This window comes from Serratia sp. 22278 (assembly GCF_052045405.1).
In the GTDB taxonomy this organism is placed as follows: Bacteria; Pseudomonadota; Gammaproteobacteria; order Enterobacterales; family Enterobacteriaceae; genus Serratia; species Serratia marcescens.
In genome coordinates this window covers 83,741-105,546 of record NZ_JBQEOW010000009.1, presented here as the reverse complement: position 1 = coordinate 105,546, position 21,806 = coordinate 83,741, and the positions used below count along the sequence as shown (strand labels likewise).

The 21,806-nt window shown below is 61.3% G+C and carries 22 protein-coding genes, 1 pseudogene and 1 riboswitch; of the genes and pseudogenes, 10 read left to right on the top strand and 13 right to left on the bottom strand.

The window, feature by feature from the left end; translation table 11 throughout:
* Positions 1 to 10: 10 nt before the first annotated feature.
* Positions 11 to 86: riboswitch (Fluoride riboswitch) on the bottom strand.
* A gap of 176 nt (positions 87 to 262) precedes the next feature.
* The 3 genes from ACTJJ6_RS17105 (at position 263) to ACTJJ6_RS17095 (ending at position 3,523) form a co-directional block, all read left to right on the top strand.
* Positions 263 to 2,143: a diguanylate cyclase domain-containing protein gene (locus tag ACTJJ6_RS17105; RefSeq protein ID WP_016927733.1), complete on the top strand. Its 1,881-nt coding sequence runs from the start codon at positions 263 to 265 to the stop codon at positions 2,141 to 2,143.
* 70 nt (positions 2,144 to 2,213) lie between these two features.
* On the top strand, positions 2,214 to 3,062 hold the full coding sequence (locus tag ACTJJ6_RS17100; RefSeq protein ID WP_016927732.1) for an AraC family transcriptional regulator: 849 nt from the start codon (positions 2,214 to 2,216) through the stop codon (positions 3,060 to 3,062).
* A 53-nt stretch (positions 3,063 to 3,115) separates the two neighbouring features.
* Positions 3,116 to 3,523: a DUF2000 family protein gene (locus tag ACTJJ6_RS17095; protein ID WP_016927731.1), complete on the top strand. Its 408-nt coding sequence runs from the start codon at positions 3,116 to 3,118 to the stop codon at positions 3,521 to 3,523.
* A gap of 49 nt (positions 3,524 to 3,572) precedes the next feature.
* Here ACTJJ6_RS17095 and ACTJJ6_RS17090 read toward each other — a convergent pair whose 3' ends face one another.
* The gene (locus ACTJJ6_RS17090; RefSeq protein ID WP_016927730.1) at positions 3,573 to 4,442 is read right to left on the bottom strand and encodes a LysR substrate-binding domain-containing protein; all 870 of its coding nucleotides are present in this window, start codon (positions 4,440 to 4,442) and stop codon (positions 3,573 to 3,575) included.
* A gap of 181 nt (positions 4,443 to 4,623) precedes the next feature.
* Here ACTJJ6_RS17090 and ACTJJ6_RS17085 point away from each other — a divergent pair, with 181 nt between their 5' ends.
* From ACTJJ6_RS17085 to ACTJJ6_RS17065, 5 genes are all read left to right on the top strand, one after another.
* Entirely contained in the window at positions 4,624 to 5,796 is a 1,173-nt protein-coding gene (locus ACTJJ6_RS17085; RefSeq protein WP_239044543.1) for an MFS transporter, read from the top strand.
* Between the two features lie 17 nt (positions 5,797 to 5,813).
* On the top strand, positions 5,814 to 6,860 hold the full coding sequence (locus ACTJJ6_RS17080; protein ID WP_440802332.1) for an NAD(P)/FAD-dependent oxidoreductase: 1,047 nt from the start codon (positions 5,814 to 5,816) through the stop codon (positions 6,858 to 6,860).
* A 315-nt stretch (positions 6,861 to 7,175) separates the two neighbouring features.
* Entirely contained in the window at positions 7,176 to 7,493 is a 318-nt protein-coding gene (locus ACTJJ6_RS17075) for a cupin domain-containing protein (RefSeq protein WP_015377878.1), read from the top strand.
* Positions 7,494 to 7,850: 357 nt separating this feature from the next.
* Positions 7,851 to 8,642 carry an AraC family transcriptional regulator gene (locus ACTJJ6_RS17070; RefSeq protein WP_110146997.1) on the top strand — a complete coding sequence of 264 codons (792 nt, stop codon included), beginning with the start codon at positions 7,851 to 7,853 and terminating at the stop codon, positions 8,640 to 8,642.
* Between the two features lie 86 nt (positions 8,643 to 8,728).
* Positions 8,729 to 10,264: a phospholipase D family protein gene (locus ACTJJ6_RS17065; RefSeq protein WP_039566127.1), complete on the top strand. Its 1,536-nt coding sequence runs from the start codon at positions 8,729 to 8,731 to the stop codon at positions 10,262 to 10,264.
* A 59-nt stretch (positions 10,265 to 10,323) separates the two neighbouring features.
* Here ACTJJ6_RS17065 and ACTJJ6_RS17060 read toward each other — a convergent pair whose 3' ends face one another.
* Positions 10,324 to 11,211 (bottom strand): SDR family oxidoreductase, encoded by an 888-nt coding sequence (locus tag ACTJJ6_RS17060; RefSeq protein WP_049299223.1) that lies wholly within the window; start codon positions 11,209 to 11,211, stop codon positions 10,324 to 10,326.
* Positions 11,212 to 11,326: 115 nt separating this feature from the next.
* Here ACTJJ6_RS17060 and ACTJJ6_RS17055 point away from each other — a divergent pair, with 115 nt between their 5' ends.
* Positions 11,327 to 12,247, top strand: a complete 921-nt coding sequence (locus tag ACTJJ6_RS17055; RefSeq protein WP_049299225.1) for a LysR family transcriptional regulator — start codon at positions 11,327 to 11,329, stop codon at positions 12,245 to 12,247.
* Here the strand turns inward: ACTJJ6_RS17055 and ACTJJ6_RS17050 are convergent.
* The 8 genes and pseudogenes from ACTJJ6_RS17050 to ACTJJ6_RS17015 form a co-directional block, all read right to left on the bottom strand.
* Positions 12,244 to 13,119: an efflux RND transporter periplasmic adaptor subunit gene (locus ACTJJ6_RS17050; protein ID WP_033648322.1), complete on the bottom strand. Its 876-nt coding sequence runs from the start codon at positions 13,117 to 13,119 to the stop codon at positions 12,244 to 12,246. The two genes, ACTJJ6_RS17055 and ACTJJ6_RS17050, sit on opposite strands and share 4 nt — an antisense overlap.
* Positions 13,120 to 13,126: 7 nt before the next feature.
* Positions 13,127 to 13,339 (bottom strand): DUF1656 domain-containing protein, encoded by a 213-nt coding sequence (locus ACTJJ6_RS17045; protein ID WP_033648323.1) that lies wholly within the window; start codon positions 13,337 to 13,339, stop codon positions 13,127 to 13,129.
* Position 13,340: 1 nt separating this feature from the next.
* Complete coding sequence (locus tag ACTJJ6_RS17040; RefSeq protein ID WP_440802338.1) at positions 13,341 to 13,859, bottom strand: hypothetical protein; 519 nt, start codon at positions 13,857 to 13,859, stop codon at positions 13,341 to 13,343.
* Positions 13,860 to 13,922: 63 nt separating this feature from the next.
* Positions 13,923 to 13,977, bottom strand: a pseudogene (locus tag ACTJJ6_RS17035) (hypothetical protein); the annotation flags it as partial.
* Positions 13,978 to 14,027: 50 nt separating this feature from the next.
* A complete protein-coding gene (locus ACTJJ6_RS17030) occupies positions 14,028 to 14,492 on the bottom strand; it encodes a MarR family winged helix-turn-helix transcriptional regulator (RefSeq protein ID WP_049299229.1) in 465 nt (154 codons plus the stop codon).
* 156 nt (positions 14,493 to 14,648) lie between these two features.
* On the bottom strand, positions 14,649 to 15,509 hold the full coding sequence (locus tag ACTJJ6_RS17025; RefSeq protein ID WP_043147473.1) for an oxidoreductase: 861 nt from the start codon (positions 15,507 to 15,509) through the stop codon (positions 14,649 to 14,651).
* 27 nt (positions 15,510 to 15,536) lie between these two features.
* Complete coding sequence (locus tag ACTJJ6_RS17020) at positions 15,537 to 16,403, bottom strand: oxidoreductase (protein WP_038871624.1); 867 nt, start codon at positions 16,401 to 16,403, stop codon at positions 15,537 to 15,539.
* A 32-nt stretch (positions 16,404 to 16,435) separates the two neighbouring features.
* The gene (locus ACTJJ6_RS17015; protein ID WP_049299232.1) at positions 16,436 to 17,458 is read right to left on the bottom strand and encodes an MBL fold metallo-hydrolase; all 1,023 of its coding nucleotides are present in this window, start codon (positions 17,456 to 17,458) and stop codon (positions 16,436 to 16,438) included.
* Between the two features lie 166 nt (positions 17,459 to 17,624).
* On the opposite strand from ACTJJ6_RS17015, the gene ACTJJ6_RS17010 reads away from it, so the two are divergent.
* Complete coding sequence (locus tag ACTJJ6_RS17010) at positions 17,625 to 18,557, top strand: AraC family transcriptional regulator (RefSeq protein ID WP_049299233.1); 933 nt, start codon at positions 17,625 to 17,627, stop codon at positions 18,555 to 18,557.
* A gap of 35 nt (positions 18,558 to 18,592) precedes the next feature.
* On the opposite strand, the gene ACTJJ6_RS17005 is transcribed toward ACTJJ6_RS17010, so the two are convergent.
* From ACTJJ6_RS17005 to ACTJJ6_RS16995, 3 genes are all read right to left on the bottom strand, one after another.
* Positions 18,593 to 19,534 carry a sugar phosphate isomerase/epimerase family protein gene (locus ACTJJ6_RS17005; protein WP_440802343.1) on the bottom strand — a complete coding sequence of 314 codons (942 nt, stop codon included), beginning with the start codon at positions 19,532 to 19,534 and terminating at the stop codon, positions 18,593 to 18,595.
* Between the two features lie 10 nt (positions 19,535 to 19,544).
* Positions 19,545 to 20,720 carry a Gfo/Idh/MocA family protein gene (locus ACTJJ6_RS17000; RefSeq protein WP_049299238.1) on the bottom strand — a complete coding sequence of 392 codons (1,176 nt, stop codon included), beginning with the start codon at positions 20,718 to 20,720 and terminating at the stop codon, positions 19,545 to 19,547.
* A 67-nt stretch (positions 20,721 to 20,787) separates the two neighbouring features.
* The gene (locus tag ACTJJ6_RS16995; RefSeq protein WP_016927713.1) at positions 20,788 to 21,711 is read right to left on the bottom strand and encodes a substrate-binding domain-containing protein; all 924 of its coding nucleotides are present in this window, start codon (positions 21,709 to 21,711) and stop codon (positions 20,788 to 20,790) included.
* Positions 21,712 to 21,806: the final 95 nt, after the last annotated feature.

Here is a 21,806-nt window from a genome sequence, read left to right as displayed (position 1 = left end):
AAAGCGAAGTTGTATATCAGGCGTCATCATCCGGTTCGAGCGAACGCGGCGGTTGGGAAAGGTGGAACACCATCACCTTGTGAGCGACTGTAGCGCAGCGCGGTGGCAAACGCAACGCCCGGCAAAGCTGGCGAGAACGCGCAATCGGATTGATACTGAGTGAGTCTATGATGGACAAGGATATTTGCCGCTAACCGACGAAAACGCTGAACGGACTCACGCCGGCTATGCCGGGTCCGTCGGTGACACATTGGGAGACAACATGCTCGAACCCTGCTTCCCCGAAAACGAAGCTGAACGCCTGTCGGTATTGAATTCGCTGAACGTGCTGGATTCAAACTCGGTGGAGAAACTGGATCGCATCACGCGGCTGGCGGCGAAATACTTCGGCGTGACCATCGCGTTGGTGTCATTGATCGACCGGGATCGTCAATGGTTTTTATCGCGTTACGGTCTGGATGCCCGGGAAACGCCGCGCAATATCTCGTTTTGCGGCCATGCTATCTTGCAACGCGAAGCGCTGGTGGTGCCCGATACCGCCAACGATCCGCGCTTTTTTGATAATCCGCTGGTGATTGGCGGACCGCGGATCGGTTTCTACGTTGGGCAACCGCTGCTGTCGCTCGACGGGTTGCCGCTCGGCACCCTGTGCATTATCGACAGCCAGCCGCAGCCGTTTTCCCCGGAACAACTGGCCGACCTGCACGACTTCGCCGCCGTGGTGGAGGAGTATTTGCAGAGCATTGAACGCCACGTCTATACCGAAAACCTGAAGTCCAATCTGCAACGCTCGGAAGCCCTGTTCGAACAGACTTTCGCCCAGGCGGCGGTAGGGATGGCGCTGGTGTCGCTGCAGGGGTATTGGCTGCGGGTCAATCCGCGCATCTGCGAAATGTTGCGCTATTCCGAGCGCGAGCTGATGGATCGCACCTTTCAGGACATTACCTATCCGCTCGATCTCAACACCGATCTGGAAAAACTGCAGCAGCTGCTGAGAAACGAGATCAGCACTTACTCGCTGGAGAAACGTTATTTCCGCGCCGACGGCTCGATCGTCTGGGTGCAGCTGACGGTGGCGTTAAATCGGCTGCCTAACGGTAAACCGGATCATTTCATCTCGGTTATCGTCGATATCAGCGAGCGCAAGGCGGCGGAGGCCGATCTGTTCGCTCTGCAACACGAGCTGGAACAACGCGTCGAAATCCGCACGCGGGAGCTGAACGTGGTCGTCAAGAAACTCAACGAAGAGATTGAAACCCGGGTGCTCGCCGAATATCAGCTCAGCGCGGAGAAGGAACGCCTGCGCGCCATTACTGACAATATGCCGGCGTTGATCAGCCAGATCGACGGCAATGAACGCTACCTGTTCGCCAACAGCGCCTACAAAACCTGGTTTGGCCTGGAAGAAAGCCGCCTCAGAGGAATGACGGTGCGCGATTTTATGGGGGAGAACGTTTATCAGATAGCGAAACCTATGATAGACAGGGCCTTGGCGGGGGAAATGGTGAGCTTTGAAAATGAGCTCCAGACCCAAAAGGGACTGCTGATGATCCACACCACGCTGGTGCCGTGCGAAACGCAGGGGTTTTACATTCTGTCCATGGACATTACCGAGTTGAAGCGGCTGCAGCAGCGGCTGGAATATGACGCAACCCATGACATGCTGACTGGATTGACCAATCGACGCGCGTTTCTGCGCCGGTTGTCGGGCACGCTGCAGGCCTGTTGCCATCAGCGGCAGATGGCGCTGTTGTTTATCGATCTCGACGGGTTCAAAACCCTTAACGACAGCTATGGTCATGACTTCGGCGACGCGATCCTGAAGACATTCGCCACATTGCTCAGCGCCTGCGCAGGCGAGCACCACAGCGTCTCGCGCCTGGCCGGTGACGAGTTCACGGTGATCCTGTGGCCGTTGACGGATCCGCGGCGCGAGGTCAGCGAATTTTGCGAAAACGTGTTGGCGCAACTGGCCAAAATTACGCAGATCGGGCCGCAGAAGGTACGGCTTTCCGCCAGCATCGGCGCGGCCATTTCTCCACGCGGCGATGTGACGGAGGAGATGCTGTTGACCCGTGCCGACGGCGCGATGTATCAGGCGAAATCGGCCGGAAAGGGCACTTATGCCATCTGCGAGCTGTGAGCGTGCAACGGTGGCGGTCTCAGGGTAAGCTGTTTTTCTTTTCCTGTGAGCAGAACTCCGGATTAATTGCATGGCGTCCAATCATCAACATACAGACTGGCTCGAACTGCGGCGCGATGACGAAACGGGTATTGAGAGCGTCAACGCCCACTTTCAGGGGCATGCCTACGATCCTCACGATCATGATGAAATGCTGGTGGGCGTCACGCAGCAGGGCTTGCAGCGTTTCAATTGCCACCGCTCGCTGCACACCAGCCGGCCGGGGCGCGCCATGCTGATCGAGCCGGGCGCGGTGCACGATGGCCATGCGCCGCAGGCCGAAGGGTTTACCTATGCGATGCTTTATCTGCCGCAGCGCTGGGTCTCCGACGCGATGCAGCGCCGCGGATTGGGGGACGCTTCAGTGCTGGAAGGCGCCTTCCACAGCACGTTGACCGACGATCCGATGCTGGCGACCGCGATACAACAGGCTTTTTTTGCGTTGCATCAGAGGGAAGGCCGGCTGGCGCGCGATCAAAGCCTGGACCAACTGCTGACGCTTTTGGCGCGGCATATACGCGTCAGGCCAACGTCCCAACGCGATGACGCTTTGATTGAGATGAATCGTTTACGGGACTACTTGCACGAGCACATGGCGGATAATCCCAGTCTGGAGGAACTTGCGCTTCAGTGCGGCCTGGATCGTTTCCGTCTGACTCGCCAATTCACCCGCGCTTTCGGCCAGTCGCCGCATGCTTACCTGATCCGGCTGAGGCTGCGTGCCGCGCGACTGTTACTGGCGCAGGGGGAAGAGCCGGCGCAGGTCGCCATGCGGGTAGGCTTTGCCGACCAAAGTCATTTGGGCCGCTGGTTCCGGCGCGCCTACCGTTTATCGCCGGCGGCCTATCAACGGCAGTGCACAAACGTTCTATACCGCTGACTCGCTCATCGCCGATGATGCGCTTTTAAGAGCACAACGGAGTAGAGCGAAACATGTTTGATACCAAGATAGCGTTTATCGTGCGCGACGATCTGCAAACCTGGCAGCGGCTGAACGTGGTGGCCTTTCTGGCGACGGGCATCGCCGCCGCCGCCCCGGAGATCATCGGCGAATGTTACGTGGATGCGCAAGGCAGACGCTACGGCGGCATTTCCGGGCAGCCGATGCTGATTTTCGCAGCGGATCTGCCGGGCCTGCAAAATGCGCATCGCAAAGGGCTGGAACGGGAATTGACGCTGATCCCCTATGTGCACGCCATGTTCTCGACCGGGCACGATGCAGCCAACCGGCAGGTTTTTCTCGCCGAAGACGCGGACAACCTGGATTTGGTCGGCCTGGCGCTGCGCGGGCCGAAGAAAGCGGTGGATAAGGCGATAAAAGGCCTGACGCTGCACGCCTGAGAAATACCGTTAGCGCGGTGCGCTTTTGCGACGGGATCCAATACGGCGCTTAGGCCTGGAACGTCTGCAGCCAGGCGGCGAACTTTCTCACGACCTCATCGTCCCGATCGCGCAGCAGCAGGGAATAAACGCCGGTTCGAATCGTCAACGCCGGGAAGGGCGACACCAGCCGACCGGACGACAGATGTTTGGCGCAGAACAGGTAAGGCACGACGGCCAGTCCCAGGCCGTCTTCGGCCGCCTGAATGGCGGCGAAGGTATGGTCGAGCGTCAGCGGCGGCGGCGAGGCGTCCAGCGCCGTCGGATAGGTATTCAACCAGCTGCGCCACAAATCCTCCCGGGCGCGGATGCGAATGGCTGTATGCCCGGCCAGATTGTCTGGCGCACCGATCGGCATGGTGCGCAAATAGCTCTGGCTGCAGACCAGCAGGCTGTCTTCCTGCAAAAAAGGGATCGCCTTCAGCCCTGAGAAGTGCGCGGGGTCGCGCCTGATCGCCAGATCAAACGGCATATTGCGATCGACGGCCCCAGTGGCGGTGGTGATATCAACCGCGACCTCCGGATGAATCTCGTTGAACGTCGCCAGTTTCGGCATCAGCCAGTGCATGGTGAACGTCGGCAGGCTGTGCACCACCAGCCGTTGCCGACCGGCGCTCGCTTTCAGCGCGCTTTCCGCGGCATACAGTTCGCTTATCACCCGAGATGCGGTGCGGGAAAAATTCTCGCCGGCCTGCGTCAGCCGCACGGATTTGTGTCCGCGATAAAACAGCGTGACCCCCAGCTGTGCTTCGAGACTGCGAATATGGCGGCTGACCGCGCCGGTGGTGAGAAACAGCTCATCCGCAGCGGCGCTGAAGCTGCCGAGACGGGCGGCGGCTTCGAAAGCGGACAGGTGCGGCAGGGAGTGGATTTTTTTCATAGGTTGAGTCTAGCTCAACCAAATGAGGGAGGAAAGATCGTTTGTCAGCCGTTGATTTTGCTCACTATGATGAGGCATTTCCTTCTGATTGCTGAGTTTATGATGCGGATCTTTTGGCTATCGGTCATGTGTGTTAATGGCGTTATCCTCACCCTGCGGTTGGCAGGGAGGCGGCGCTGAAATGCGAGCTTTCTTTTTGCTTTGCGTGAGCCGGGCTGGCCTCTGCCTGGGCACCATGATGTTTGCCGGCGCGCTGCCGACCATCAGAAGCGAGTGGCAGCTCGACGCCGCCTCCGCCGGTACGGTGCAGACGGTGTTCAGCCTGACCAACGCCCTGGCGTTGCTGGTGGCTTCCTGGTGGTGTGATTCGCTGGGCGCGCGTCGCGTGTATCTGCTGTTTTCCTGGCTGGGCGCCGGTGCGCTGATGCTGTTCGCCGTGTTTGCCCATTCGTATATCGGTGCGCTGGTGTTGATGGCCTTCGTCGGCCTGACGCAGGGCGGCGCCTATACGCCGGCGCTGCTGTTAGCGATGGGGATGAACGGCCCGGCCCGACGCGGTTACGCCATCGGCATGATCCTGGCGGCCAGTTCGTTGGGGTATTTTCTGTCGGTTTTCATCGCCGGTTGGAGCGCCATGCGCTGGGGCGCCGGCGTGGCGTTTTCCCTGTGCGCCGCCGGTGCGTTACTGGGGGCGCTGGCGGGTTCGTTGGCCCTGGTCGGTTATCAGGAACCGCAACCGCGCACGCTGGGAAGGAAGACGAAACGAGAAAGCTATGCTATCACCTATGCGACCCTGCTGTTGCTGATCGGGTATATCGCTCACAGCTGGGAACTGCTCGGTAACTGGGCCTGGGCACCCAGCCTGGTCAGCGAGGCGTTGAGCGGTTTCTCTCTGGATCCGCTCAGCGCAGGATTGATCGTCGCGGCGGTGATCCACCTGGCCGGCATGATCGCCACGCTGATTGTCGGCACCGTTTCCGACTATTTCAATCGTGCATCGGTGTTGATGTTTATGGGCGCCGCGGGCGCGTTGGGATCGCTGCTGATGGGGTGGTCGGCGAACTGGGGGCCAGGCTGGACGCTGCTGTTCGTCAGCATCGGCAGTTTCTTTATTCTCGGCGACTCCGGCGTGCTGTCGGCGGCGATGGCGGACAACGTGCCGCCGCAACAGCTCGGTAGCGTGATGGGCTGGCGATCGTTGCTGGGGTTCGGCATCGGTTCGTTCGCCCCGTTATCCTTTGGCGTCGTGATGGATACCACCCAGAGCTGGGGCACGTCTTATGCCGTGTTGGCCTGCGGCGGCGGGGTAGCCTGCCTGGCGGCAGGGTTGCTTTGGCGACAACACGTGAAATGAGGTTCGGAGATCATTAAATGAATGGAACATCATCACGCATGGTCATCGTGGGCGCCGGGATTGTCGGCGCATCGATCGCCTATCATCTCGCGCGCCAAGGGCAGCACGTTATCGTCGTTGAGCAGGCGCATCCCGCGGCGGGAGCCACAGGCCGCTCGTTCGGCTGGATCAGCGAAGGCGTGCTTGAGGGTGCTCCCGACGCGTTTCTGCGGCGCGAGATCGTGGCTGACTGGATACGCCTGGCGCAGGAGATCCCGGATCTCTGGGTGAATTGGTCCGGCGCGCTCAGCTATGGCCAGGCGCCGGCGACGCAAAACCCCGATAATCGGCTTTTGTCCTCCGCCGAGGTGACAGTGCTGGAACCGGGGCTCAGGCAGCCCGATAGCCAAGCGTATTTTGCGGCGCGTGACGGCGCCGTCGATCCGCAAGACGTGACACAGCGGTTGCTCGAATGCGTTCGCTCGTGGGGCGGGGAGTTGCTCCTGGGGCGAACCGTCAGCGGATTTTTGCGTGAAGACGGGCAGATCATCGGCATCGTTACCGAGGAAGGCGCGATTGCCGCCGATCGGGTGGTGCTCTCCTGCGGTACGGGGATCTCGGCGCTGCTGGACGGCAGCGGATTCTCGCTGCCGATCGAGGCGTCGCCGGCCATTTTGTTACGCTATCACGCGGCGGCGCAGGTGGTGAACACGCTGATTGCGGGCGACGACATCGAAGTGCGTCATGCGCAAAATGGCGATCTGCTGGCGGCGGAGGATTATCCTGCGCACGGCGATGAAAACCGCGTGGAGGGCGAAGCGCAATCGGCGATTGAAGGGCGTCTGTCAGGCACGGCGCCCTTGCAACTGCAGGCGTGTGCGGTGGGGATGCGCCCCCGGCCGCGCGACGGTTATCCCATCGTCGGGCCGCTGGGCGCCACCTGCCTCTATGTGGCGGTGATGCATCCGGCCGTGATGTGCGCACCGACGCTTGGTCGGCTGATCGGCGACGAGCTGCTGCATGGCGTTAACCCCGCCATTCCGCACGCTTATCGCCCGGCGCGATTTATTAATGATGGGGTGTGAAGGGGGGAGATCATCGCGATCTCCGGCAGACGGCGCATTGGTCTCGCCGTTCAGGTTTTCCGACTACGGATCAGCACCGTAATGCGCTCAACCTTGCAGCGGTTTTTTGCGCCGTCGGCGAGGCTCTTATATATTTAGTAGCATGCCTGAGGCAGGTTAGGCATGAAACGGCGGTCGATCGGGCCGCTGCAAGTACGACAGTTAATCCGTTCGCCAAGAGGCTGCGAGCCTGTGCTTTCGGTAGGGACAGCCGCCAATCGTTTTTACGGCGACCGAAGGCGGAGCAGCTACTCACCGGTCACGAGGACACTTACCATGCATAAGAGAACACTGGCGTCACTGCATTACGAAAACATGCCTTACGATGGGGTACACTTTCACATTTTGAAACGGGAGACGCCTGGCCATACGGCGTTGCTGAAGCTGGATGCGGGCAGCCGGCAACCGGCGCGTTTTCACCCGGGCTGGGTGAAACTGATGGTGCTGAGCGGTGAACTGAAGGTTGACGATCAGACGTTGCAACCCCATGAGATGTTGATCATTCCTGCCAATACCGCTTATACGGTACAGGCCATCACGGAAGTGATTTGTCTGGCGATTTCCGAGCTGGACGGCGCCGAGTTGGCCCGTTGATGAGATAACCACGTTGGATGGAGGAGAGCCTAGGCGCTCTCCCTATCCCTTCAGCAGTAAGCCGCCCCCCAGGCCGAGCTACCTGCTGATTGATGCATACACCTCCTGATTTATGCCACCGCGCTTTCCCTCTCCATCACTTTCGGCCGCGTCGCCCCCGCAACGAGCCGCCATCGCGCAGCGCATGCGCAACGTCATCGCCTCCGTTTTACGCAGAACGATGAAATTTTGGTGTAAATAGTGAGTTTCTTCGCATAAGGCCCCTGGTGTGGCTTGCGAGAACGTCACTATATGGAGGATCATGCGGTCCCTCTATCAAATAAAAGACATTCGCGTTATCAAAAGGGACAAACGATCATGGGATTCGAAGTCGACAACGCCGAAACGAAACGCATCGACCTCAGCAGCCACGAAAATTCCTCGTTCGAGGTGACGGGGCTGGTGAAACACTATCCGGCGGGCTTCGTCATTCCTTACCACTCGCATAAACGCTGTCATTTGCTCTATTCGCAACAGGGCGTTATGGCGGTCGAGGCGAGCAGCGGGCGCTGGATCGTGCCGCCCACCACCGCGGTTTGGTTGCGGCCGGGGGTAGAACATCAGATCGTCATGCAGAGCAACATCTGCGTTTACGGGATTTTGGTCGATGAAATCACCGCCGCGCGTTTGCCGCTGCGCGACGGCGTATTACAGGTTTCACCGCTGTTGCGAGAACTGATCGCCCAGTTGGCGACGCTGGCGCCTGAAGGGCCGGAGACCAAACGCAATGCGCTGCTCAGAGCGTTGTTCCTGGAGGAACTGAGCCTGCAGCCGCAGCTGGCGCTGCATCTGCCTTGGCCGGCAGAGGCGAGAATGGCCGAAATTTGCCGGCAGTTGGTCATCACGCCGGCCGACGAACGCGGTATTGAGGCCTGGGCCGATTCACTGTCGATCAGCGTAAAGACCTTTCAACGCCATTTCAGTCAACAAACCGGCATCACCTTCGGCCAGTGGAAACAGCGCCTGCGGCTGCTGTCGTCCATTCCGCTGCTGTTGGCCGGCAACTCGATCATCCATGCCGCCTTCGAAAGCGGTTACGAGAGCCACAGTGCCTATTCGGTGGCGTTCAAAAAACTGTTTGGCGTTTCGCCTTCGCGCTTTACGCTATAGCCTTATGGCATAGCGCGCTTCTCCTATAGATTGAAGCAACCTAATGACGTATAAAGCAAAGCAGTCAACCTCCGAGGCCGCTTCCCGTGATAAAAATTGTCGTGTATCTGATTCTCGCCGTGACGATCGCCATTATTGCGGCAAGAGTCCTCTTTCGTTTGCCGGATATTTCCCAGCGTCTGCCGCAGGCGGCGTTGCCGGCGGATCCTGCCGCCCAGTTACCGGCGAGGGCCGCCGAACTGATGGCGGCGCATCCAGGCCTGAGCGGCGTGGTGCCGCTGGCCAGCGGGCACGATGCGTTCGCCAGCCGCCTGGCGTTGGCGCGGATGGCGGAAAGGTCGATCGACGCCCAGTACTACATCTGGCATAACGACACCTCCGGGCAGATCCTGCTGAAAACCCTGTATGACGCCGCCCAACGCGGCGTGCGCGTGCGGCTGCTGCTGGACGATAACGGCGTCGCCATGGACGAGACCCTGGCGGCGCTGAACGCCCAGGAAAACGTCGAGATCCGCCTGTTCAACCCATCAACCGTGCGCACGCCGAAGCTGGCCGGCTACGCCTTTGACTTTATGCGCATGAATCGGCGCATGCATAACAAGTCTTACATCGTCGACGGCGCCGTGGCGATCATCGGCGGCCGCAACATTGGCGACGAGTATTTCCAGGTCGGCGACGAAAACTATTTCCTCGATCTCGACGTGCTGAGCGTCGGCAGCGTAGTGGCAGAAACGGCCGAGGTGTTCGATCGCTACTGGAACAGCGCGTCGGTGTTCGGCGTTGAGCAGATTATCCGTGGCAAAGGTAATCTTTCTGCCTTCCTGACGCAGGCCACCGCGACCGAAAGCAGCGAGCGGGCCCGCAAATTGGCGGTGCAGCTGGAAACCAGCGCGGTGCGCTTTCGCGATGGCGCCGTCCAGCCGGAATTCACCCAGGTAGAGCTGGTGGCCGACGATCCGGCGAAAGGGCTGGGCAAGGCGTCGCGCGATCGGTTGATGGTGACGCAGCTCGGCAAGATCATCGGCGGCGTCGGCCGGCAGCTGGATCTGGTTTCCGCCTATTTCGTGCCGGGGCGGGAAGGGGCGAGCTTCTTTGAATCGCTTGCCAAACAGGGGAAGTCCATACGCGTGCTGACCAACGCGATGAACACCACCGACGTGCTGGTGGTGCATGCCGGCTACGCCAAATACCGGCGTGAGCTGCTGCAGGCGGGCGTCGAACTGTTCGAGCTGAAGCTGCGCGCCGGTCAACCGACCGGGCGCAAGGAACTCAAGCCGCTGGGGCTGTCCGGCGCGGCGCTGCACGCGAAAACCTTCGCCATCGATGATAAGCGGGTGTTTATCGGTTCGTTCAATTTCGATCCGCGCTCGGCGCACCTGAACTGCGAAATGGGCTTCTTGATCGACAGCCCGACGCTGGCGGCCGACACCCGCCAACTGTTTGATGGCCCGCTCGAGTACGCCGCCTACCGCCCGGTGCTGACGCCCGAGGGCAAAATGGTGTGGAAAGAAGCCTTCGAAGACGGCCACACCGAGGTGCATCAGCAAGAGCCCGGCGCCGGCTGGGTAAAACGCATTATTCTCACCGTGGCCGGCTGGCTGCCGATCGAGTGGATGCTGTAACGGCGTGGCGGGAGGGAAAAGGAAGGCTCGCCGGTTTTGGCCGGCGAACCTTGCGAGGCTCAGTAGGCCAGCTTGTCACGGTGCTTGCGGATAAACGCCCTTAGCCGCATCGGCTCTCTCCCCGCGATCTGCGGGAAATTATCGAAAACCTCATCGACGCCTGGGATATCGCGAGCCGCTATGCGGCGAAAATTGTCGTAGACGCAGCTCATGTAGGCCATTTCGGCGCCCGTCGCGCGCATCTCATCCAGAAAAACCTGCGGATCTTGCGCTTCATAGCGGAACGGCTGCCCCAGCTCTTCCGTCATCATGGCAGCGATCTCGCCGTAGGATTTAACGTCATAGCCCATGCGGTAGGTTTGGCCGCCGTGCCGCTCGGGGTGCAGCAGCGCCAGCGCCGCCGCCTGCGCTACATCGTCGCCGTCCACCCAGCTGAACGGCGCATCGCCGGTATATTGCCGGATCACGCCGTTTTTCACCGCCGGTACGCCGTCGTAGTTGAGCAGGTTCTGCATAAAGCACTCCGGCCGCAGGTGGGTGAAAGAAAATCCCGACCACTCGATGTAACGCTCGATGAGCTGGTGCCAGGCCCAGTGCGCGACGCTGGTGTCGTCACGGCCGCAGGCGCCGAGGTGCACGACATGCCGTACGCCGGCCTGGCGCGCGCGATCGAGAAACACCTTGCTTTGCCGCAGCATGTCCACCGTGTAGCCAGTGGCCAGAAATACGCGCTCGATGCCGGCCAGCGCCGGTGCCAGCGTCTCTTCCCGATCAAAATCGAGCTGGACGGTGCGGATACCCAGTTTTTCGAAGGGCGCCGCCTTGGCGGGAGAGCGCACGGCGGCAACCGGCTCGATCTCTGCCTGGGATTGTAAAAGACGCAGGGTCGCACCGCCTATCTGGCCGGTGGCGCCGGTGATCAGGATCTGGGGCTTCTTGTTCTTCATAACTTACCTCTTGCGGTTTTTAACGCTGTGAGGGAAAGTCTATCGGAATAAAAATCATGATTTGCGCTATAAATTACCGAGTTGCGGGAACTAAATTCATCAATAAGGCAGGGGCATGTTTTCTTCCGAACGTCTTAAAGGGATCGGTCTGTTTGTTTGCGTGGCCGATATGGGCAGCTTTACGCTGGCGGCGGAACGCCTGAACCTGACCGCTTCTGCCGTCAGCAAAGGGATCGCCCGGCTGGAAAGCCGATTACAGACGAAGCTGTTCCAGCGCACCACGCGGCGGCTGGCGCTGACCGACGCCGGCACCCAATTTTATCGCACCTGTACCGGCGTGTTGGCCGAGCTGGAAGAGGCCGAACTGGCGATGCAGGCGGAAAGCGCCGAGCCGCGCGGCAGGGTGCGCATCGATCTTCCCGCTTCCTTTGGCCGTTTGCATGCGCTGCCGGTGATCTTGCGATGTATTGAGGATCACCCGTTGCTGGTGCCGCATATCACGTTTTCGGACCGCTTCGCCGATCCGGTCAGTGAAGGCATCGATATCCTGGTGCGTATCGGCGGTTCGGATGTGTGGCCAAATACGCTGGGGCATCACTACCTTGGTAAGCAGCGGCATATCTTCTGCGCCGCGCCCGGCTACCTGAAGCGCCAGGGTGAACCCACCACCGCTGCTGAATTGGCGCATCATCACTGCGTGCTGTATCAGGAAAACGACGGCGTGCAGACGCCCTGGCATTTCTCGGGAAGCGGTGCCCAGCCGGTAGAGCGAAGAACGCTGACGCCGCGGGTGGCCATTGGCGATGCGGAGGGGCAACTGACGGCGGTGCTGGCGGGGCACGGCATCGCTCAGTTACCGACCTGGCTGGTCAAACGGCAGCTAGAGGAGGGGGCGTTGGCCGAGGTGTTGCCGCATCTGGCGACCGACGGCCTGCCGATCAACGTGGTCTGGCTGAAAAGCCGCCGGGCGCAGCCGAAGGTCAGCGCTTTACTGCAGGCGCTGATCGCCGGGTTGACGCCGGAGGGACAGGCTTAATGAGTTTCACTCAAACTAACCGTCGCCGTGCGGCCGGCGATCAGCTCGACGCCGTGGGGAATGGTGTCGATCGCGATGCGCACCGGGATGCGCTGCGCCAGACGGATCCAGCTGAATGTCGGGTTGACGTTGGCGAGCAGATTGCCGGCGGCGGTGGTGCGCTCGCTGTCGTTGATGCCGGCGGAAAGCCCGTCGACGTGGCCATACAGCGGCTGCCGTTCCCCCATGATGCGGATCACCACCTTGTCACCGTTCTGGATGCGGCCCAGCTTGGTCTCTTCGAAGTATCCGGCGATGTAGAAACTGTTGGAATCCACCAACGCCATGATCGGCTGACCGGCGGTCGCGTAAGCGCCGGGGCGCAGGGAGAAGTTGGTGATCACGCCATCCACCGGCGCATAGAGATCGGCGCGCTGCAGGTTGATGCGCGCCAGCGCCCGATCCGCCAGGGCCTGATCCAGATTGGCCTTTGCCAGCGATTGGGCATCGCGGCGATTGTCGCGTTCCTGCTGTGAAATAGCCGACTGCAGCGCCTGATAGCGCCGGTTTTCGCGCTGGGATGACGCCAACTGGACGTTGGCGCGTTCAACGGCGGCCTCGGCCTGATCCAGCGCATTGCGCAGCCGTACTTTGTCCAGGCTGAGCAGCAGCTGCCCTTTATGCACCACCTGGTTGTCGTGAATGTGCACGGCGTCCACCTTGCCGGAAACATCCGTGGCCAGCGGCACCACGTCGGCGCGGATCTTGCCGTCGCGCGTTTGCGGGGCATAGGTGTAATAGAGATAAAGCTGCCACAGCACGCCTGCCGCGATCAAAACGGCAATCAGGGTCAGCGCGGGGCGCAGCAGAACAAGGGTACGTTCACGAAACATGGGGTCCTCAGGGGGTGGTAAGCCATTTCAGGCCGTGGAAAAACAGCCCGGCCAGAATAAGAAACAGGGCGGTGTCGAACAGCGGGCGCTGCGCGACCCAGCGATAGACGCCCACCGCGCTGAGCGTCCAGGAAAGCGCCATGCGCGAGAAAAACGCGCACACCAGGCACAGCAGCAAGGGCGAGATGAACACGCCGTCAATGTTGATTTCACCGATCATGTCAGGGATTCCAGTGCAAAGCCGTGGGGAAGTGCAGCAGCCGTAGCCGGGTAAGCGGCCGCAGCGCGCGCCGATCGTTCTGCCGCCAGGCCTGTTGCAGACCGACGTCGATCTGGCCCAGCAGCGCGGAGGGGGCCTCAGCGTGCAGAGAAAGTTGGCGGAACGCCGCCGGCAGACCGGCGTTCGGCGAAGCGCCAGGGCTGAGAGCGCCGGCCTGCTGCAGACGAATCAGGTCGATAGCGGTTTTTAAGCGCATCAACAGCTGTGGGCTGCGATCGGCTTGCCCAACGGCGGCCAGGCGGCTACCCAGCGCGGTGATGCGATCCAACGCGCGGGCCTGATAGCGCTGTAAGTCGCGCTCCGTGACGTGGCGATTGAGGCGCAGCATCTCTTGCGCATCCTGCCGCATCAGCCGCGCCACCACCTGATCGGTGCCCCAGCGGCGGAACAGCGCGGCGCACAGGAATGCGAAATAGACGCCGATCAGCGTGCCGGTAGTGCTTTCCAGATACAGCCCCATGGTAGGTGGCGCGGGCGCGTACGGCGCCGCTGACCGGATTGCTCAGCACGCAGCAGGTCACCATCGCCCAATAGGGATTTTGCAGGCCGATGCTTTCCGCCAGCGCGAAGGCCAGCATGGCGGAAATAAACAGTTTCGCGGCGTACAGCAGCTGCGGTTTACCGATGTTCATGGCTCATTGCCGGCCTGTTGCAGATAGTGGCCTGCGCGCTCTTCAAACAGGCGCAGAATGCGAGTGGCGGTTTCAATATCTTCCAACGGCACGTCGTGCATCAGCTCGACTCGCAGCTTATCGGCCGCGGTTTCGACCTTTTTGGCCAATTCGGCGCCGGCGGGCAGAATGCGCAGGGTTTTAAACCGACGATCGCCGGCCGACTCCTGCCGCTCGAGGAAGCCTAACGCGGCGGCCTGATCCAACAGACGCACCATCGCACCGGGATTGACGCCGACTTCTTCCGCCAGGTCGCGCTGATTGATGCCCTGCGGATTGCGGTGCACCAGAACCACGACGGTAGCCAACGACATGGAGATGCCGGATTTGGCGATCGCCAGCGTCGCAGCCTGTTTCCACACCCGGCGAACCGGTTGCAGGGCGTTGGTGAGGGCATAGAGGGATTTTTCTTTCGATGACATGGGATACCTCGGCAAACAGTGTATATAGGTTAAATTGCAACAGTTGCTTTGGCAATTAGTTTTGAACACTCGACTGAGAAACAAAAGGTAAGACATACGTGACGACGTCACATAAAACAAACGGGCTACATAGGTAGCCCGTTTGAAAGGTGGGTATTACAGCGCCTGAACGGGGTTCATCGCAGCGCCGGGGAAGGCCGTATCTTCACCGCGTTCACGCCACGGCGCCAGATCGCGGCTGCGGGAGGCTACCGCGCTGTCCCACAGCTGATACGCGTCCTTACCGAGCATCAAACGCACCGGCGGGGTGGCGCTGGCCACCATATCGACGATCACGCGAGCGCCCTTGACCGGATCGCCCATCTGTTTGCCGTTCTGCGTGCGGTAATACTCCACCATGCCGGCATCCAGTGGCGCATAGGCAGCGATTTCGCGTTCGGCCTTCATGGCGGCGCTGCTGGCGAAACCGGTACGGAAGGCGCCCGGCTCGATCAGCGTGACGTGGATCCCCAGCGGCTTGACCTCGTGGTGCAGCGCTTCGGTAAACCCTTCCAACGCGAACTTGGTGGCGTTGTACAGACCGCTGCCGGGGAAGGCCACCAGGCCGGCGATGCTGGTCAGATTGAGAATATGGCCGGACCGTTGAGCGCGCATCTGCGGCAGCACTTCACGCGACAGCTCGGCGGCCGCGAAGAAGTTCAGCTCCATCTGGGCGCGGATCTGTTCGGAAGTGAACTCTTCCAGCGCCCCGTAAGAACCGGCGCCGGCGATGTTGGCCAGTACGTCGAGGCGGCCGAAGGTTTCGACGGTCTTCTTCAGGGCGGCGGCGCGCGCCGCAGGATCGGTCACGTCCAGCTGCAGAGCCAGCGCGCGTTCGCCGTGGCCGGCGGCGATCGCCTGCAGCGGCGCCAGGCGGCGGGCGGTGAGCACCACGTTGTCGCCCTTGGCCAGCACGGCTTCAGCCAAAGCCTGGCCGAAGCCGGAAGATGCGCCTGTAATAAACCAGGTTTTGTTCATATCGAGATTCCTCGTTATCGTGGAGAGTTACAGTTGAATTTCAGTGAGTTCTGCGCCATCAAAGGCGGTGTCTTCGCCCCGTTCGCGCCAGGCGTTAAGCTCCTGCTGGCGTTTGGCTAGGGTGGTGTCCCACATGGCGTAAGCGTCGCGCCCCAGCATCAGGCGCACCGGCGGGGCCGTGAGAGTGACCAACTCCAGCATGCGCTGCGCCGCTTTGGCGGGATCGCCCATCTGTCGGCCGGCGGACTGCGCCAGGTAGGTTTCAAACGGTGCAATCGACGGGCGGTAGGCCTCGATGCGCTGCGTCGGCCGCATGTTCACGTCGCCGGCGAATTCGGTGCGGAAGGCGCCGGGCTCGACCAGGGTCACGTGGATCCCCAGCGGCCTGGCCTCGATGGCCAGCGACTCCGTCCAGCCTTCGAGGGCAAACTTCGCCGCGCAATAGGGGCCGGCGGCGTTCATCGCCACCAGACCGGCGATGCTGCTTACGGTGATCACGTTGCCGCTGCCCTGGCGCCGCATCTGCGGCAGCACGGCGCGGGTCATCTCCGCCGCCGCAAAGAAATTCAGCTCCATCTGCTCGCGCAGCTGTTCGAGGCTGAACTCTTCGCAGGCGCCGGCTACACCGCGCCCGGCCAGGTTGGCCAGCACGTCGATGCGGCCGAACCGCGCCAGGGTATCGGCGACCGCCTTATCGCGCGCGGCGGCATCCGTGACGTCCACCGCCAAAGGCAGCACGCGATCCTCCTGGCCCTTAGCCAGCGCCTGCAGGCGGTCGAGACGGCGGGCGGTCACCACCACCCGATCGCCGTTGGCGATGGCCGCTTCCGCCAGGGCTTTGCCCAGGCCCGACGAGGCGCCGGTGATCAGCCACACTTTATGGTCATTGTTCATTTCAGGTTTCCTGCGAATAAATAAAACGGCGCTTAGCGCCACCAACGGCTGCCGGGGTGCGGCCGAACGATATCGACACGTTCGCCGATCATCGGCGTCGCGACCTGCACGCTAAAGGGAGCGGCATGGCGCAGTACCTGGTCGAACGGGTCTTGCCAGGCGTGCATCGCCAGATCGAAGGTGCCGTTATGGATCGGCAGCAGCCAGCGGCCGAGCAAATCCCGGTGCGCCTGCACGGTTTGCTGAGGGTGCATATGCACATAGGGCCAGCGTTTGTCGTAGGCGCCGGTTTCCATCAGCGTCAGGTCAAAGGGGCCAAAACGGCGGCCAATCTCGGCAAAACCGGTGAAATAGCCGCTGTCGCCGCTGAAGAACACCCGCAGCTCATCGTCTTCAATCACCCAGGAACACCACAGCGTGCGGTTGCCGTCGGTCAGGCTTCGGCCCGAAAAGTGCTGGGCCGGGGTAGCCGTCAGCCGCAGGCCGTCGATTTCCGTGCCTTGCCACCAGTCGAACTGGCGGATTTTGTCCGGCGCCACGCCCCAGGCCGCCAGGCGATCGCCCACGCCGAGCGGTGCGACGAACTGGCCCACCTTGCCGTCCAGCGCCCGAATGGCGGCCTGGTCCAGATGGTCGTAATGATCGTGTGAGAGGATCACGGCGCGGATCGGTGGCAGCTCCTCGATCGCGATCGGCGGCGCGTGAAAGCGTTTTGGCCCGGCGAACGGCAGCGGCGATGCCCGCTCGGAGAACACCGGATCGGTCAGCCACCATTGGCCGCGCAGCTTGAGCAACACCGTGGAATGCCCCAGACGGTACAGGCTACGATCGGGTGCCGCCTCAAGCTCGGCGCGCGACAGGCGCTGAATCGGCACCGGCGTCGCCGGCACCGTGCCTTTGGGCTTGTTGAAAAATACGTCCCACCACACGCGCAGGGTGGACTCGGGCAGGTCACCCGGCGCCGGCGGCCGCTGATTGTTAAAGCGCCGATCGCGCCATTGTGGCGATGAAGCATAGCCGCCCGCTGTCGGGCGCAATTTGGAACAACGGCTCAAAGTCAGAATTCCTTCAGCACAGCAATGGATGATTCGGGCAGCGGCGCGGTTCAGGTCGCCTTTGCCCGCACGACGCGATAAAACTTGTTGTCAAGAATAAGCCTTGAGAGACGGACGATCCATGCGCTAAAGTACTTGTTTGTTTATCAAGAGTACGGATTTCATCATGGACCCGCTGTCAGACGTGTTGTCGCTGCTGCAACCCCAAAACCAGTTTTACGCCGGTTTCGACGCCGCCGGGGACTGGTCGTTCGAGTTTCCCCCTCATGAAGGCATCAAATTCACGGCGGTGATGCGCGGCGCCTGCTGGGGCATGACCGACGATCTGGCGCAGCCGATCCATTTCCGCGAAGGGGACTGCTTTTTGCTGAACAGTCGGCGGCGCTTCAGGGTCGCGTCCGATCCGGCGTTGCCGCCGCAGGGAGGGGAGCAAATCATGGCCGAGGCGACGCGCGACGGCATCGCCGTGCATAACGGCGGTGGCGAGGTCTTTTTGATCAGCGGGCGTTTCGGTTTTTCCGGCCAGCATGCGGCGCTGCTGTTTGATGCGCTGCCGCCGATCATCAACATCCCCAAAGCCTCGAGCCAGGCGGGCGTTTTGCGCTGGACGCTCGAACAGTGGACGAACGAGTTGCGTCACCCGCAGCTCGGCGGTGCGCTGATGTCGACCCACCTGGCGCACTTGATGCTGGTGCAGGTGTTTCGCCAGTTCCTCGAAACGGCCCATGGGCTGCCGAAAGGTTGGTTTCTGGCGCTGACCGACCGCCAGATCAGCCTGGCGATCGCCGCCATGCATGCCGAGCCGGCGCGCAACTGGACGCTGGAAGAGCTGGCCCGCATCGCCGGCATTTCCCGCACCGTATTCGCTCAACGTTTCAAAGGGCTGGTTGGCAGCACCGCCATGGAATACCTCTCGCGTTGGCGTATGCTGCAGGCGGCAGATCGCCTGCGGGCCGGTAAAGAAAACGTCGCGTCGATCGCCTACTCGTTGGGATACGGCTCGGAAAGCGCGTTCAGCACCGCCTTCAAGCGGGTGATGGCGCAGTCGCCGTCGCAGTATCGGCGGCAAACGCCGGCCGGGGCGAGTGAACCGGAGTGAATGGGGCGCAGCGGCCGTGGCCGCCGCGCCTGGCTTTACTGGCTGATGCTCTGCTGCAGCGCCTGAACGGAAGAGGCGATGCCGGCATCGACCGACATGGTCAGGTCTTCCATTTCCAGCGACACCCAGTCGTTGTAACCCATCATGCGCACCACCGAGAAGAATTCCTTCCACCACTGCAGATCCCGGCCGCAGCCGACGGCGACATAGTTCCAGGCCCGGCCGGCCACCTCGTCGATCGGTTTGGTTTCCAGCAGTCCGTTAACTTCGACGACACCGCGCTCCAGGCGCACGTCCTTGCCGTGTACGTGGTGAATCGCGGGGCCAAGGGCGCGGGCCACCGCGATGGGATCCGCGCCCATCCAGATCAAGTGGCTGGGATCGAGGTTCAGGCCCACCATCGGGCCAACGGCTTCGCGCAGCCGGAACAGCGTTTCCGGGGTCCACACCAGCATGGCGCTGAAGTTTTCCAGCGCAAAGCGCTCGACGCCGCACGCTTTGGCTCGGGCGACCAGCGCCTGCCAATAGGGGATCGCCACCTCATTCCATTGATAGTCCAGACAGTTTTTCACCGTAGGCGGCCAGCTGACGGTATAGGTGATCCAGTTGGGGACGGTGTCATGCGGGCTGGCCGGCGGCAGGCCGCTCATCATGACGATTTTCTTCACCCCCAGCAGGCCGGCCAGTTCCAGCGTATTGTCGGTTTGGCGCAGATGGCGCTGCCCCAGCTCGCCCGGATCGAGCGGATTGCCGGAGACATTGAGCGCGGCGATCTCCATGCCGCGGCTGGCCAGCGCTTGCTGCAGCTGCCGGCGTTTGGCGGGGTTGGCCAGCAGTTCCTCGGTATCCAGATGGGGCGCCGGGGACCAACCGCCGGTGGTCATCTCCACGCCGCGCACCCCCAGCTCCAGCAGCCGATCCAGCATCGGCTCGAAGGGTAAATGGCCCAGGCTGTCGGTACAGAACGAAAGTTTCATGGTGCTTTCCTTATTGGTAATTAACCCAGGTGGCGCCGTTGTCGGCGGAACGAACGCAGTTTTCAATCCAGCGCACGCCTTCCAATCCGGCATCGATATCCGGATAGATCAGCGCGGCCAGCGTCTGCCGATCGCCGCGCTGACTGGCGCTGATGGCGATGGCGAACTTGAGGTAAATATTGGCCCAGGATTCGGCTAGCCCTTCGGTATGCAACGCGCCGAGCCGCTCTTCGGCCAGCGCGCTGTCGTCCAGATAGGGCATGCCATGGTGCAGCGTTTGGTTGGGCCGCCCCTGGATCTCATAGCGCAATTCGCCGGGCGTGGAATCGCTCCATTGCAGGCTGGCGCGTGAGCCCACCACGCGAATGCTTTGGCTGTCCATCGCGCCTGCGTTGATGGCGGAGGCCCACATGCGCCCGACGGCGCCGTTTTCGTAGTGCATCAGCACCATGGCATTGTCTTCCAGCGGGGCGCGGGAAGGGATAAAGCTCTGGCGGTCGCACAGCAGGGAGGCAATTTTCATGTCGGGCATGACCAGCTGTGAGATGTAGAAGGTGTGGGTGGAAATGTCGCCCAGCACAAAGGAGGGGCCGGCGATTTTCGGATCGACGCGCCACTTTTGCGCCTCGAACGTGTCCGCGCTTTCGTTGGCGTTGAAGCCATGGGTGTACTGCAATTCGACCATGCGTATTTCGCCGATGTCGCCGTTCGCGATCATGGCGCGCATCTGCATCAGCAGCGGATGCCCGGAGAAGCCGTAGGTTACGCCGACGATCAGGCCTTTCTCCGCCGCCAGCGCCTTGATTTCTCTCGCCTCCGCCGTAGTGAAGAACAGCGGTTTTTCGCAGATGACATGCAGGCCGGCATTCAGCGCGGCGCGCGTGATTTCATAGTGGGTGCCGTTAGGGGTGGCGATGGTCACCACCTCAACGCCATCTTCGCGGTTGGTCTCTTGTTTCAGCAACTGCTGATAGTCGTCATAGCAGCGTTCGGCGGGCACGCCGAGATTGACGCCAAACTCACGCCCGCGCGCCGCGTCGATATCAAAAGCGCCGGCAACCAGCCGATAGGCGGTATTGTCGCGCAGTGCGCCGGAACGGTGCTTGTAGCCCACCTGACTGAGGCGGCCGCCGCCGATCATCGCCCAACGCAGCGGGCGAGGGATGCTTCTTTCACCATTTAACATGCTGACTCCTGACACTGTGGTTTTGCACTCGGGTGCAAAGCGGGTTGAAAAAGAGAGTGGCAACGGTTTATTTTTGGTTCATCTGCGCAAATTGCGGGTAGTTTTCTCGCGTCACGGTGGCATAAGGCACCCAGTTGTAAGACTCGGTTTTGGCGTGATCCAACATCGCTCGGGTCACTTGCACCGCGCCGATCGCCTGGGCTTTGGCATCCTGGAAAATAGTCACCGCCAGGTCGCCGTTTTTGATAAATTGCAGGCCGTCGGGCGTGCCGTCGATACCGGCAACCCGTACGCCGTTCTTTTTGGCCTGCTTCAGCGCCATGATCGCGCCGATGGCCATCTCATCGTTGTTGGCGGCGATCGCATCGATCGGTACGCCGTTCAGCAACCAGCCGGAGACCACGTCGACCGCTTCATTGCGTTGCCATTTCGCAGTCTGTTTCTCTACCACTTTCAGCTCTTTGTGTTTGGCGATCACCGCTTCCACCGCGCGGGTGCGCTCGCGGGTTTCTTCGTTGGAGAGGGCGCCCATCAGGATCGCCACGTTGCCGCGGTAATTCATTTTTTTCGCCAGGGCCTCCATCTGCAGGCGGCCGCTGAGCGCCGAATCGGAGCCGACGTAGGCCGTCGCGCCGCTCAGCGGCACTTCGGGTTTGCGGTTGACGAAGATAAGGGGGATAGCGGCGCGTTTGGCGGCCGCTATCATCGGCTGGACGCCTTGCGTATCGACCGGGTTGAGGATAATGGCGTCCACGCCCTGATTAATCAGATCGTCTACCTGCTGCACCTGCAGGGCGACATCGCCTTTGGCATCGACGAACTGGCCTTGCAGCTGCCGCGCAGCCAGTTCACGCGCCATTTGGCTGCGCAGGATGGAGACGAAGTTGAGATCGAAATTGGCCAGCGCCACGCCGACCTGATAGCTCTTGGCCTGAGCGGTCATGACAAACAGCGAGCAGGCTAACATCAACAACAGTCTGGTTTTTTTCATTACGGTATCCTGTTGAGAAGAGAGGTGTTATGTAAAAACAACGTTTTTGCAACCGGGTGCAAATCAGAAGGAAAAACGGCGACGAGTCTCTGAAT